This window comes from Gelidibacter gilvus, assembly GCF_004115975.1.
Taxonomy (GTDB): Bacteria; Bacteroidota; Bacteroidia; order Flavobacteriales; family Flavobacteriaceae; genus Gelidibacter; species Gelidibacter gilvus.
On record NZ_SDDZ01000003.1, the window covers coordinates 56,775 to 70,137 of the forward strand.

The 13,363-nt window shown below is 37.6% G+C and carries 11 protein-coding genes; 4 read left to right on the plus strand and 7 right to left on the minus strand.

What is annotated here, in order from left to right:
* Window positions 1-511: 511 nt before the first annotated feature.
* From ESZ48_RS06720 to ESZ48_RS06750, 7 genes are all read right to left on the minus strand, one after another.
* Window positions 512-1,261 carry an SDR family NAD(P)-dependent oxidoreductase gene (locus tag ESZ48_RS06720; RefSeq protein WP_129016576.1) on the minus strand — a complete coding sequence of 250 codons (750 nt, stop codon included), beginning with the start codon at window positions 1,259-1,261 and terminating at the stop codon, window positions 512-514.
* Window positions 1,262-1,711: 450 nt separating this feature from the next.
* Window positions 1,712-2,530 carry a universal stress protein gene (locus ESZ48_RS06725; protein WP_129016577.1) on the minus strand — a complete coding sequence of 273 codons (819 nt, stop codon included), beginning with the start codon at window positions 2,528-2,530 and terminating at the stop codon, window positions 1,712-1,714.
* 94 nt (window positions 2,531-2,624) lie between these two features.
* Window positions 2,625-4,598, minus strand: a complete 1,974-nt coding sequence (locus tag ESZ48_RS06730; RefSeq protein ID WP_129016578.1) for a monovalent cation:proton antiporter family protein — start codon at window positions 4,596-4,598, stop codon at window positions 2,625-2,627.
* Window positions 4,599-4,931: 333 nt separating this feature from the next.
* The gene (locus tag ESZ48_RS06735) at window positions 4,932-5,324 is read right to left on the minus strand and encodes a hypothetical protein (RefSeq protein ID WP_129016579.1); all 393 of its coding nucleotides are present in this window, start codon (window positions 5,322-5,324) and stop codon (window positions 4,932-4,934) included.
* A 119-nt stretch (window positions 5,325-5,443) separates the two neighbouring features.
* Entirely contained in the window at window positions 5,444-5,662 is a 219-nt protein-coding gene (locus ESZ48_RS06740) for a hypothetical protein (protein WP_129016580.1), read from the minus strand.
* Between the two features lie 7 nt (window positions 5,663-5,669).
* Window positions 5,670-5,984 carry a rhodanese-like domain-containing protein gene (locus ESZ48_RS06745; protein WP_129016581.1) on the minus strand — a complete coding sequence of 105 codons (315 nt, stop codon included), beginning with the start codon at window positions 5,982-5,984 and terminating at the stop codon, window positions 5,670-5,672.
* 1 nt (window position 5,985) lies between these two features.
* Entirely contained in the window at window positions 5,986-6,270 is a 285-nt protein-coding gene (locus ESZ48_RS06750) for a rhodanese-like domain-containing protein (RefSeq protein WP_129016582.1), read from the minus strand.
* A gap of 588 nt (window positions 6,271-6,858) precedes the next feature.
* On the opposite strand from ESZ48_RS06750, the gene ESZ48_RS06755 reads away from it, so the two are divergent.
* The 4 genes from ESZ48_RS06755 to ESZ48_RS06770 all read left to right on the plus strand — a co-directional run bounded on the left by ESZ48_RS06755 (window position 6,859) and on the right by ESZ48_RS06770 (window position 13,153).
* Window positions 6,859-7,251, plus strand: a complete 393-nt coding sequence (locus ESZ48_RS06755) for a carboxymuconolactone decarboxylase family protein (protein WP_129016583.1) — start codon at window positions 6,859-6,861, stop codon at window positions 7,249-7,251.
* A 150-nt stretch (window positions 7,252-7,401) separates the two neighbouring features.
* Entirely contained in the window at window positions 7,402-8,022 is a 621-nt protein-coding gene (locus tag ESZ48_RS06760) for a MarC family protein (protein WP_129016584.1), read from the plus strand.
* A gap of 205 nt (window positions 8,023-8,227) precedes the next feature.
* The gene (locus ESZ48_RS06765; RefSeq protein WP_129016585.1) at window positions 8,228-11,254 is read left to right on the plus strand and encodes an aminotransferase class III-fold pyridoxal phosphate-dependent enzyme; all 3,027 of its coding nucleotides are present in this window, start codon (window positions 8,228-8,230) and stop codon (window positions 11,252-11,254) included.
* A 129-nt stretch (window positions 11,255-11,383) separates the two neighbouring features.
* The gene (locus ESZ48_RS06770; RefSeq protein WP_129016586.1) at window positions 11,384-13,153 is read left to right on the plus strand and encodes an aminopeptidase P family protein; all 1,770 of its coding nucleotides are present in this window, start codon (window positions 11,384-11,386) and stop codon (window positions 13,151-13,153) included.
* Window positions 13,154-13,363: the final 210 nt, after the last annotated feature.

The window sequence follows — 13,363 nt, forward strand, 5'->3', positions numbered from 1 at the left end:
CAATTGGTTGGTTTTTAGTGTCATTTTACCAACTGACAGATAACAATAAGTTAAGAATTAATAGAGGTGTGAAGAGTTTTCTGATTTTGTTTTAAAATCAGCTGTTATATAAAATTTAGATATAATAATCTCATTAGTATTTTAGGATAGATAAAAAGATTGTTAATGAAAGTCTTTTAAATAAATCTAAAAGTCTCCCTATTTGTTAGTAATTCCATTTTTTTTTAGAATAATGTGACAGGTCATCATTTATGGGCCTAAAATATTTATGTCATTTTTCTGGCTTTTTCAAGACTTTCACTTTCTCTCTATGTTTCGGAAAAAAAGTTGAAAATATATTTTTATTGATTTATATCCTTTAATTCTCAAAACATTCATGTTTCCATAATTTCGGTCAGTTCAAATTCGAATGGAGTCCTGATATACCGAAAACATTTTCCTGATTCAAAAAAAAATGCCAATGGCCATTCTAATAACCATTGACATCTCTATAATCGATTTAAATCTGAGGTTACTGTGCTAAATAACCACCATCTACAGGATAATATGCACCCGTCGCAAATGACGATTTAGAAGAAGCAAGCCACAGAATTAATTCTGCTATTTCTTCTGATTCTCCTAATCTTCCCATGGGGTGTAAACTTACTAACCCTTCCATTGTTTCAGTGTCAAGAGCGTTGGTTACCAATGGCGTTTTGACATAACCAGGTCCAATTGAATTTATTCGAATATTTTGGTCTGCATAATCCAAAGCGGCTGCTTTCGTCAAACCTACAACGCCGTGTTTTGCGGCAACATAGGCTGGTGACCCTTTTGTGCCTGCCTGCCCTAAAATAGAGGCTACATTTACGATAGAACCACCTTTCTTAAGCATCGCTGGAATCTGGTAACGAAGCCCATAAAACACCCCTGACAAGTTGATGTCGATGACCTTTTGCCAACCTTCTAATGGATATTCTCCCGTCGCGGCAATCGGACCTCCAATACCAGCATTGTTTACCGCTATGTCCAATCCGCCATATTTCTTCAAGGTACCCTCAACAAGTGATTGATGACCTCCGGCCTTGGAAGAATCGGATGGAATAAAAAATCCTTCTCCTCCTGATTTGACTATTTCGCTTACAACTGATTTGCCGTTTTCTTCATCAATGTCTGAAACGACAACTTTTGCGCCTTCTTTTGCAAACAAAAGTGCTGTTGCACGTCCAATCCCAGAGCCTGCTCCGGTAATAATGGCTACTTTATTTTCTAAATTTTTCATTTTGTAATAGTTTTATTTAATTTTTTAATGGTATTTCTGATATTTCAGATTTTCTTCTTTCTTTTGATTCATTGCAACAAGTTATTAATCTAGATACTTTATTAAATCAACATCCAAGAAAATGATGTTAATGCCTTACCTGGCGCTTTTTACGATGATCAACCAAAGCGCTATTATACACCCCAAATACGACGTGTAGCAATTAAAATAATACTTATAATATACGATTCTCCCCACACCATGACTATGATTCATATCATGTGGCTTAATTTTTTAGAAGTATATGCGTGGGAATGTCTGGTGCTCATCAGTCATAGGGCGTGATGATGAAGCTGTTTATTTTAGCCATAATCAAGCCAAGCGGCTTTGTCACCATAATTGTCGTCCCGATGATCGACATGATCCCAGTAGACAGCTGTGCTTATTTCCTAATTATGATGATCTAATATTTTATGGTAATATAATTAAGGGGGTTCGGCCTTCGTAAACTAATTCGTTAATTAGAAATCGCCTAAAGAGTTGGTCGGTTAAAATACGTGAGCCTTTTTGAACAATCAGGATTTCATCAATTTTGTTGTTAATCACTGACTTTATGCCGTCCAATCGATTATTGGCCTCGTAAATAGCAAAGTTTGTAGTAAATCTGTCGGCATAAGTTTCTGCTAGATTCTGTAACTGTTCTTTTATTTGGGTTGTGTCCTCATTTGGTTTGGCCAAATGGAAAAACGTAATACTCGTGTTGTGGTGGTCCATGAACTCAAGAAAATTGTTCAGTTGCTGGATATTCAAGAGTTTTTTTTCGCCTACGGCCACAAATATTTTTTCGTGCGAAAAAGAATCGATTCCTTTGGGCATTGCAACCACCGTGTTTTCAGTATTTCCAATGATCCGAAGGGCGACGCTCCCAAGAAATAATTTTTTTAGAATTCCCGTACCTTTTAAACCAATAAAAACTAGATTTTCAAAAGGTTCTGCCAATAGTTCTGGTAAAGTAAGGTGAAAATCGATTTCAGAAACATAATAAGCAACCTCAATAGTATGCGGAATTAGGTCATTTGCAAGCGCCTTTAATTTTTCAAGTGCTTGGTCATTGGCTTGCCGAACAATATAGTCTCTAGCCTCTTTTTCTGCAAATGCCGGTAAAAACGCATGGGTTTGATGATGCAAAAGAATTTTCGCATTTGTTTCTTGGCTCCAATCGCAAGCATACTTTATCAGATTGCTCGAATACTCCGAAAAGTCAATGAGCACTATAAACCGTTTGTTCATTTTTTAAGGTTTTATGGCGTTGTTCAAGTTTTTAGGGGACATAATAGTTATGAAGCTGAAAGCCACACTTATGGATGCCCACTTCTTTTTTGTTTTAGTTGATAAGTTTATGAAACTCTTCTACTTTACTCTGATCTCCTTGAATATAAATGATGTCTCCCTGTTTTATTATTTCGTCTGGCTGTACACTTTCCAACAATTTATCCTTTCTTTTAATGGCCAAGATATTGATGCCATAAAGTGCTCTTAAGTTCAATTCACTTAAAGGTTTCCCTAAAAATTTATTACTATCTGATCTCATGCGCAAACTTCTAATGTTGAAATCGGCTAGCTCACTGGTCCTATAGGTTTTCGGACCTTTTAAATCTCCTTTAAATAATTGGTAATTGTCAGCCCTAACCTTATGGATAAGCTGGACAATATCGCCTTCAGGTACAAGAAAATTGTGCAGGATGTGTTCGAATATTTGTATGGATGTTTCAAATTCCTCGGGAATTACTTCATCGGCACCTAGGGCCAATAATTCGGAAGTTTCCTTAACATATCTTGTCCTTACCACTAAGTATAATGAATCAGAGATGGCGCGTATGTTTTTAATGATATTTTGAGTGTCCGTGTTTTCAGAAATGGCAATTACAGCTGCTCTTGCCCTTGAAAGATGGACTGTTTCAAGAATATGGTCATTTGTTGCATCACCAAAAATGATAGGCAAACCTTTTGCTTTTTCCCGCTTGACTATTTCAGCATTGGTCTCTATGACTATAAATGGAATGTTGCTAGCCCTAGCCGCCTTAGCTAAATTGCTGCCATTTATACCATAGCCAATGATCACTAAGTGGTTTTCTAATTTAGGTGCAACTACTTCTTCAATGTGGCTTTGATCCAGTTCCCTTTTGATTCCTAACCTTTTCTTAACACCCAAGACCTTATCCGCAATAGTCTCCGAAAAAATAATAACAAATGGCGTTATGATCATAGACACAATTGAAACGGACAAAAAGTATTGGTTGGTTTGTGGCGTTAAAAGATTGTATTTAATACCGATCTTAGAAAGGATAAAAGCGAATTCCCCAACTTGAAAAAGCGCCAAGCCTGTTAAGATTGCAGTTTTGGTAGGATATTTAAGAATGGCAACGGCAATGGCCGCAACTGATGATTTTAATATAAGTACAATAAATACCAAAAGCAGGATGATTGGAATATTGCTTAGGAAAAAACTTAAATCCATTAACATACCAACCGATACGAAAAAGAAGCTGGTAAAAAGCTCACGAAAAGGAAGGATGATACTAGTGGCCTGATGGCTATATTCCGATTCTGAAATAATAAGGCCTGCAATAAACGCACCTAAGGCCAGCGATAATCCTATTTCTGCCGTTAGAAAAGCAATGGCAAAACAAAGGGTGATCGTGACCAAGAGAAAAAGTTCTTTACTGTTGGTTTTTGCCACAGCATGCATCAGTCTAGGAACAACATAACGTGCACTGACATACGTGAGCACAACAACAATGGCCGATTTAACCAATAACATTAAAATATCCATGGTTACATTGCTAGATTCTCCAGCAATCATAGGCGTAACCAGCATCATAGGAACGACTATAATGTCTTGAAAAATCAGGATTGCCAAAGCGTTTCTTGCATGCGGAGCCGAAATTTCCTGTCGATCCTGTAAGGTTTTTAAAACGATTGCTGTACTTGATAAAGAAAATAGAAAGCCCACAAATACAGACTCGTTCCAAGTATTTCCTAGAAAATAATAAACAAGGGCTGCAACACCTACAGTAAGTCCTACTTGTAAAAACCCACCTATAAAGACAGTTTTTTTAATGGAGACCAATTGCTTAATTGATAATTCCATTCCAATAACAAACAGTAGTAGAATGACACCAACTTCGGATAAAGTTTCTACTTGCTCTACAGCTTTAATCAGACTTAATCCATAAGGACCAATAATGACGCCTGTCAAAAGAAAACCGATTATAGAAGGAAGCTTTAGCCGCTGTAGCACAAAAACGATGACGACTGAAAAACCTAGAAGGATAAGTATATCTTGTAGTAATGGCATACGTTTTAGCTATTCTTGTATTTAATTTGGTTGGCCTAATTGTTCACTACGCGCACTTTTGCCCATAAAAATAGGAGGTGTTAAAGATAAACTAATGACAATTAAATATGGATAGATTTGACACTTAATATGTCCCAAGTGTTGTGTTAGGCCTGTTCTGTGGGTTGACTATTTGTCCTTTGTTAACTGCATAATCAGTTTAATTATTGATATTGTTTTCTTTATACGTTGTATAAAACGAAATATCTGCAATACGCACAAGAATAAATAATTCTGAAGAAAACCTAACAGGAAATATTTGAAATGCAGAAACGATAAATCCTGACGATCTAACTAATCCTTATCAGTTTTAGCTTGCTTAACGTCACGAAATGTTGGATTGTTCTCTGTAATTCGTCCCGCTCCCTTTTTATTGATTTTGAAAGTGACGTCTTTTGCTGTGGTAAATAAAAGCACCGATGAAAAAGACGTTTGGAGATGCGATTTTAGAAACGCATAGGCTTCTTCTAGGCTAAGTTCTTGTTCCTCATCTTCTGTTTCTTTAGACCTGTAGTGCGATTTTACTAAAACCTTAAAGTTATCCTCTGATTGGAGAGGTCTAAAAAAGATATTCTTCAGGTTAGGTTTGCCAATGGTTTTTGCCATGGTCAGTTTTGCAAAGCTACCCTCTTGAATACTTGCTTTAACTTGATTCCAGAAAAGGTCGAAAACGTTTTGATAGGGCATAAATTACAGATTGATGAGCGATTATTTTGAAGGTTCAAAAATAATATAAAAAAAGTTTGGGAAGCCTAAAACTCTTTTAATATAACCAAACCAATTATTAATGAAAGGTTAGGCCATTTTTACTTTCTCTGATGGATATCGGTTTTTACCTCGCAAGATCCAGTGCTGCAATTTCCTCCTGCACAAGCCAATCCAAAAAGACCCATAGCGGCGGGCCAAGCCCCAAGAACAATCCCTATCCACTGACCTTCAATCGCACTTTGTACGATGACCCAGGTTCCTATAAGTAGGTAGGCTGCCCGTGTAAAGTTCCATCCGGTAAAAATTCTGTTTAACATAGCGTCATTAAATTTTGTTATTAAGTGAATTCCAGCCTCCGCCGTTGTAGACCTCTGTGAATCCCTTTGATTTTAAAAGGTTTTTTGCTGAAGCACTTCGCATCCCGGAAGCACAACAGGTAATTACTGGCTTATTTTTATTTTTCAGTAAGTTGAGGTTCGAACTTAATATTTGCAAAGGAATGTTTTTTGAGCCTTTAATGTGACCACCAGCGAATTCTTCTTTACTTCTTACGTCTACGATAATGCCGCCTTCTTTTAGAAGCTGACTATAATTTGGCGCTGGTTTTATTCCTAAAAGCGCCTTTAGTTTTGAAATCATATTATACTTTTTGTGCAGTTAAATTATTTACTTCCAACCAAGAGCCTCCGTTGAGACAGTTCACACCGTGATGGCTTAAAAAATCCTCTGCCTGGCCACTTCGCATTCCTGAGGCGCAACATAAAATCAATGGTGTTTTCATTGCTTTGAGCTCGCCTATTCTTTGTGGAATTTCATTAAGGGGGATATTCATAGCGCCAGCAACACTGCCTCCCATAAATTCCATTGGTGTACGCACGTCTATAATTGTGCCTTCGCAATTTTTGATTGTTTCTTCTCTATTCATAATTGTGTTTAGATAAAATTATTTAAAATCAGCGTGAATAACCTACCGATTCATACCCACAAAATTAAACCTAAAACACTCAACCCACAGTAACCTTGGTTACATAAGAAACTTACCTATATATTGCAAACTTAGGATTTTTTAAGAACGCGTAGGTAATCGACGACCTAGAAGAATTTAAAAGGAATTTTGAAGTTCCAAGGCAATGGAATTTATAGTCGGTAATTGCAGAAACGGGTTTTCTGTTTTTTAGACGGTCCTGAAGCATAAGGGCAATTCCCAATAAAAAAGCATCAGTATTTCTTAATAACCAGAAGAGGTTTTACCATGATCTAATTTTTGTTTTCGAAGATAATGCCCTAATTTCATCGTTTGGATACCGATTTATTTTCAGTAAAGCTGATCCAAGAAAAATAACAATAAATTGGGCTATCACTCTGTCATGGATCCAAAAATCACAAAACATAGTAAGTCTATCGGCCACCTCAATATTTTTAGGTCTGCATAACGAGAAATTACAAGTTTGGCTGTTGAGCGAGGTGGGGTGGGCATCCAGATCATTTAAATCATAAATAATTAAATAAAAACATGGAAAAATCAAAACGCCATCAACAAGGGATGGACATTATAAAGAAATATGAAGATCCATCGGATACTCCAGCATACTCTATCACTTTTGACAGTTTAATGGATTTAGATTCCGAGTTAGAAAATTATATTGTTGAATTTGCTTTCGGTGACATCTATTCAAGAGAAGGTCTGTCCGACAAGAAAAAAACACTGATTACCATTTCTTCTTTAGTAACCCAAAGTTTGGAACCGCAACTCAAATTGCACGTCAACATTGGCCTCACCATTGGGTTGACCCAAAAGGAGATCGTAGGAGCCATCATTCACTTGCTGCCTTACATCGGTTTCCCGCGCGTGCTCAATGCATTAAAAGTCGCGAAGGAAGTTTTTACTGAAAGAGATCTTAAATAATAGATTAAGTCATCTATTTTCATGAATTTCTCTAAAATAGAGGGGCAGATAAATCCTGAGAACTTAAGAGATTTAATTAAAATAAAATCAATAATATGTAGGAATTAAAGAAGTAATTCAAGTTCTTTCACTAATGAAATCAATCAACGAATGGATAACTTAGTTACATTTTCAATTACAGTGTTTACAGGGTTTTTTGCGATTACCAACCCGATATCAAACATGACTGTTTTTTTATCCTTAACCCAAGGTGCAGATGAAAAAACAAAAAGAGACATCAATAAAAGGGCAAATATTATTGCCTTTATCATTGTCGTCGTTTTTGTTTTATTGGGAAAATATATTTTCGAATTGTTCAATATTAGTATTCCTGCATTTAAAATTACTGGAGGGATCCTGATATTTTATATTGGTTTTGAAATGCTACAATCAAAAAAATCGAATGTAAAAAACATTAAAGACGTACATATTGATGAGAATATTGCCGTTTCACCATTGGCCATTCCTATTTTAGCGGGACCTGGAACTATTGTTACAGCCATGAACTTTGTATCTAATGTTACGCCCATACAAGTGTTTTTGGTAATTGCTATTTTTGGATCGATGAGTTTATTGACTTATATAACTTTTAGACTCAGTAAATATATCGTGAAGGTTGTGGGGTATAATGTGATTTCTGTAATTGGTAAAATAATGGGATTGATCATTGCGATCATCGGAACAGGTATGATCATCGAGGGTATTAAAATTTCCTTTAATTTAATGTCTTAAACTTTAGAATGCTATGTTGGGACTCAATCGGATTAAGATGATTTAAGTAATGACAGCGTTGGATTGGTAAGTGAGCATGACAACTGCGATTTACGAAAGGAAAATTCATTAGTGAAAACTATAATTCATTAGCGGGAGAAGCTTTAATCACTCAAAATTTTAGTTGGATTACAGCGCATCTCATTATGTTATTACAAACGACTAAATGAACTACGACCATTTAAAAATATCAAATCAGCAGGCGGAAGAGATCCTCTTCAAATTGTTCCATATACAGGGAAAGGCAACAGCACTTCCTGGCGAATTGGATTTTAATTTTAGAATTAAAGTTGATAATGAAATTGGCTATATTCTGAAAATTTCACGTCCCAACGAAAATGAAAACTATCTCGATTTTCAACAGCAACTTTTACAGTTCGTTGCAGATCATGGTAAAAATATTATCGCGCCGAAAGTCATCACTGATATTAATGGAAACGTCATTTCAAAAATCACTGATGATTTTGGAAAGGAACGCCAGGTGCGATTATTGAGTTGGGTTTCTGGACGTGTTTGGAGTGGTGTGAATCCACAATTAGACGATTTGCGCTATAGTTTAGGTGAGCAATGTGGGTTACTTACGCAAGCTTTGCAAGGGTTTGACCATCCAGAAGCCCATCGTAAATTTGATTGGGACGTAGCACAATCACTTTGGACAAAAGCCCATGTCGAATTATTCAATGATAATGAGAAAAGCATCGTCAAATACTTTCAAAATCTATTCGAAAATTCCCAAACCACCTACTCAACTTTAAGAAAAGGAGTCGTTCATAATGATGCCAACGATAATAATGTGATCGTCTCTTCCGATTTAGTTCATCCTAAAGTTGAAGCGGTCATCGATTATGGCGACGCTGTTTATACCCAAATTATTAATGATATCGCCGTTGCCTGTGCCTACGCCATAATGAATCATAACGATCCTTTGGAAGCGTCCTTGCCGATTGTGGAAGGTTATAATTCCTCCTTTAAATTGCAAGAGGAAGAATTAGCGCATTTATATGATGCTATTGCCATGCGACTGGTGATTTCAGTGACGAAATCTGCCATCAATAAAATTGCAGAACCGGATAACGCATACCTTTTAATCAGTGAAAAACCGGCTTGGGAAGTTCTTAGAAAATGGCGACATGTAAGTGCAGATTTTGCACATTTTAGTTTTAGAGATGTCTGTGGTTTCGAGGCGCATCCTAAATCGAAGTCATTTAAAGATTGGGCTGAAAAACAAAGTTTTGAACTTAACGACTTATTTCCAACTATTGACAAACAAGACCTACATCACATAGATTTAAGTGTATCGAGTAAGTGGATTGGGCACCAAGAAGAATTTAATGATTTAGATGTTTTTCAATTTCAAATTGATCAATTTCAAAAGAAACATCCTGAAAAAATTATCGCTGGTGGTTATTTAGAACCTCGGGCTTTATATACGTCGGATGCTTATGATAAAATAGGAAATTCCGGAAAGGAAAGTAGAACCATTCATTTAGGTGTGGACTTTTGGTTGCCAAGCGGTACGGCTGTTCATGCATTATTTGATGGGGAAGTGGTGATTGCTGTAAACGACGCTGGTAATAAAGAATACGGGGGATTGGTAGTTTTAAAGCACAAAACTGATGGTTTTAATTTCTACACACTTTATGGGCATTTATCGGCTGAAAGCGCTATTAGACCTAGCGTAGGTGATCGTATTAAAACAGGCGAAAAAATTGGAGAGTTAGGCAATTCAACTGAAAATGGTAATTGGGTGCCACATCTTCATTTTCAAATCATGTTATCACTTTTAGATTATAAAACTGATTTCCCTGGGGTGGCTTATTATAATCAAATAGACGTATGGAAAAGGATCTGTCCCAATCCTAATCTGTTATTTAAATCCGAAGCACTTCAAAAAACCGGTACTGTTCCCAACGCCGATTTAATCCATTACAGAAAACAACATTTGGGCAAAAGTTTAAGCCTTCAGTATAATGAACCCATCAAGATGGTTCGCGGTGCGGGTCAATATCTAATGGATCAATACGGACGTAAATATTTGGACACGGTCAATAACGTCGCCCATGTAGGTCATGAAAATTATGCTGTGGTCAAGGCTGGGCAAGAACAAATGGCTTTGATCAATACCAATTCGCGCTATCTTCACGACAATATCAACGACTTGGCACAAGAACTTATTGAAACCTTGCCGCCAGAATTAAGCGTGTTGCATTTTGTCAATTCGGGTAGTGAAGCCAACGAGTTGGCCATCAGAATGGTCAAAGCGGCCACCGGCGAACGCGATATTATAGCCAGCGAAGTAGGTTATCATGGCAATAGTAATATGTGCATCGATATCAGTTCGTATAAATTTGATGGAAAGGGCGGCACTGGAGCGCCTGAACACACCCATGTTTTCCCATTACCAGATGCGTTTAGAGGGAAATATAGAAGCAAGGATAGCGCAGAAAAATATGCAGAAGAGGTGCAAAAGCAAATTGATGTTGTCCATAAAAAAGGACGTGGTGTTGGTGCATTTATCATTGAACCTATTATCAGCTGTGGCGGACAAGTTGAGTTGCCAGAAGGTTTTTTAGCCAAAGCATATGAAAAAGTGAGAGCCGCTGGCGGGCTTTGTATTTCTGATGAAGTCCAAACAGGATGCGGCAGAATGGGGAAAACATTTTGGGGATTTCAATTACATGATGTTGTACCGGATATTGTCACCATTGGCAAGCCCTTAGGAAACGGTCATCCCGTTGCTGCGGTGGCTTGTACACGTGAGATTGCCGATAAGTTTGCCAATGGGATGGAATATTTCAACACTTTTGGCGGGAATCCAGTCTCCTGTGCGATTGGCGCAGAGGTGATCCGCACAGTAAAGCGCGAGAACTTACAAGAAAATGCCTTGAAAATTGGAACATTCTTAAAAGAGGAACTCCATAAATTGGCAAAAGAGTTTCCAATTATAGGAGATGTTCGCGGACAGGGCCTGTTTCTGGGGATTGAATTAGTAGATGCCGAAATGAATCCGTTGGCAGCCCAAACCGATTATTTAGCAGATAGAATGAAAGACCACGGTATTTTAATGAGTACCGATGGTCCAGATCATAATGTATTAAAAATTAAACCTCCAATTATTTTTACGAAAGCAAACGCCGAAGAATTGCTCTTTTATTTAAGAAAAATTATGGCGGAAGATTTCATGCAATTTTAAAACAAGCCAATGCCATGGCTTAATTTATAGTTAGCAATTCGGAACTTGTATTAAAAAGATGTTAACAACTCTGATCTTTTTTTCAGTCCGACAGACTTTCTGTAACTTTCCACTTCAAAATAAATAGTTATGACAGCCAAAGAAAAAGTAGCTTCCCTCAGATCGGAAATGAAGAAAAACGCTATAGACGCCTTCATCATCTATTCCGCCGATCCGCATATGGGAGAATATCTCCCAGCAGAATGGCAAGAACGAACTTGGTTGTCTGGGTTTACTGGGTCCGCTGGATTTGTGGTGGTGACCGCGGATAAAGCCGGACTATGGACCGATGGACGTTACTTTACACAGGCTCCAAAAGAGTTGAAAGGTTCTGGGATTGACTTGTTTAAGGATGGGATGGAAGGTACGCCAAATTATATTGATTGGATTATTTCTGAAACTGAGGAAAGTGCGACTATTGCGGTTAGCGCCTTGGTCACTTCTCATGCCAATTGGAAGGATTTGGATCAAAAACTAACCAAATCCAAACGCCATCTTAAGGATTTGCCACTACTCAATAATGTGTGGACCAACCGTCCTGCACCAAGTAAAAACACTGTTTTTATCCATCCGATTGAACGTGCAGGCCAATCTGTAGCCGATAAGCTTTCGGCGATTCGTGAAAAGATGGCTTCAGAAGGCGCCACCATGCATATTATTGCGAGCTTGGATGATGTGGCTTGGACTCTAAATCTAAGAGGGAGTGACGTCAAATGCAACCCGGTGTTTTTAGGTTATATCATTTTGACCATGCAAGAATGCTTTCTTTTTGTGGATAAGGATAAAGTGAGTGAAGAAACCGAAAATATCATCCATAAATCGGGCGTTGGTGTTAAGCCTTATGGTCAATTTTTTGAATACCTCGCCAACGTGCAAAAGGCATCCATTTTAGTGGCGCCTAATAGTAATCACGCTATTTTTGAAGCCGTCCAAAAGGGCAACGACATCATAGAGCAACCTGTACCTGGAAACTTAATGAAGGCCATCAAGAATGACGCAGAGCAGAAGGGATTTGAAACCGTAATGGTTCGCGATGGAGTGGCGATGGTGAAATTCTTACACTGGCTGACGCACGCCGTAGGAAAAGAAGAAATGGATGAATATAGTATTGGTGAAAAATTACACCAATTCCGGGCGGAAGGAAAAAATTTTATAGGCAATAGTTTTGATAGTATTGTGGGTTATAAAGCGAATGGTGCGATTATGCATTATTCAGCCAAACCAGAAGGAAGTGCTAAAGTGACCAAGGATGGCAGTATTTTGGTGGATTCCGGAGGTCAATATTTAGAGGGTACCACTGATATTACCCGTACGTTTCCTTTAGGTGACGTTTCCGACGAATTCAAATATGATGCGACAAGGGCTCTGCAAGGCTTGATCCAGTTGTCCATTGCAAAGTTTCCAAAAGGCACCAAAGGCGTTCAACTTGATGCTTTGGCCAGAATGCCGTTATGGAAAGAAGGAAAAGATTATAATCATGGTACCGGGCATGGTGTAGGAAGCTTTTTGAATGTGCACGAAGGACCACAGAGCATCCGTAAAGAAATTAATCCTGTAGAATTGCAAGCCGGAATGGTCATGTCCAATGAACCTGGCTATTATTTAGAAGACAATTATGGGATTCGTCATGAGAATCTCATCCTGGTCAAAACCTGGAAAAAAACGGAGTGGAATACGTTTTATGAATTTGAAACCTTAACCTTATGTCCTTTTTTTAAAAGTATTATGGTGAAGGATCTGCTTTCCCAAGAAGAAGTTGATTGGATTAATACCTACCACAAAATGGTTCGGGAAAAGCTGGCACCGCATTTAGAAGGAGAAGTTAAGGAATGGTTTGAGGAAATGGTTTCCCCGTTATAAATTGGCGATTCTTGTATTTATTTGAATCTAACTAATCAAATTTATAGCTCACACCAAACAGAAATTTCCCTTTGGATTGACCAAACGTTATGCTGTTCCGAAAATTATTAATTTCTCATCACTATTTTTTTCTTAAAATCTGTTAAATAAACCTAAGTTTTGATACTTCTAAATTTAAAAAATTAGATTTGTGAGACCATGAACTATCCT

Excerpts from the sequence above, each read along its gene's own strand:
- ESZ48_RS06770 (WP_129016586.1), top strand. The coding sequence starts at position 11,384 with ATGACAGCCAAAGAAAAAGTAGCTTCCCTCAGATCGGAAATGAAGAAA.
- ESZ48_RS06765 (WP_129016585.1), top strand. The coding sequence starts at position 8,228 with ATGAACTACGACCATTTAAAAATATCAAATCAGCAGGCGGAAGAGATC.
- ESZ48_RS06745 (WP_129016581.1), bottom strand. The coding sequence starts at position 5,984 with ATGATTTCAAAACTAAAGGCGCTTTTAGGAATAAAACCAGCGCCAAAT.
- ESZ48_RS06760 (WP_129016584.1), top strand. The coding sequence starts at position 7,402 with ATGGATAACTTAGTTACATTTTCAATTACAGTGTTTACAGGGTTTTTT.
- ESZ48_RS06720 (WP_129016576.1), bottom strand. The coding sequence starts at position 1,261 with ATGAAAAATTTAGAAAATAAAGTAGCCATTATTACCGGAGCAGGCTCT.
- ESZ48_RS06735 (WP_129016579.1), bottom strand. The coding sequence starts at position 5,324 with ATGCCCTATCAAAACGTTTTCGACCTTTTCTGGAATCAAGTTAAAGCA.
- ESZ48_RS06725 (WP_129016577.1), bottom strand. The coding sequence starts at position 2,530 with ATGAACAAACGGTTTATAGTGCTCATTGACTTTTCGGAGTATTCGAGC.
- ESZ48_RS06730 (WP_129016578.1), bottom strand. The coding sequence starts at position 4,598 with ATGCCATTACTACAAGATATACTTATCCTTCTAGGTTTTTCAGTCGTC.
- ESZ48_RS06755 (WP_129016583.1), top strand. The coding sequence starts at position 6,859 with ATGGAAAAATCAAAACGCCATCAACAAGGGATGGACATTATAAAGAAA.
- ESZ48_RS06750 (WP_129016582.1), bottom strand. The coding sequence starts at position 6,270 with ATGAATAGAGAAGAAACAATCAAAAATTGCGAAGGCACAATTATAGAC.
- ESZ48_RS06740 (WP_129016580.1), bottom strand. The coding sequence starts at position 5,662 with ATGTTAAACAGAATTTTTACCGGATGGAACTTTACACGGGCAGCCTAC.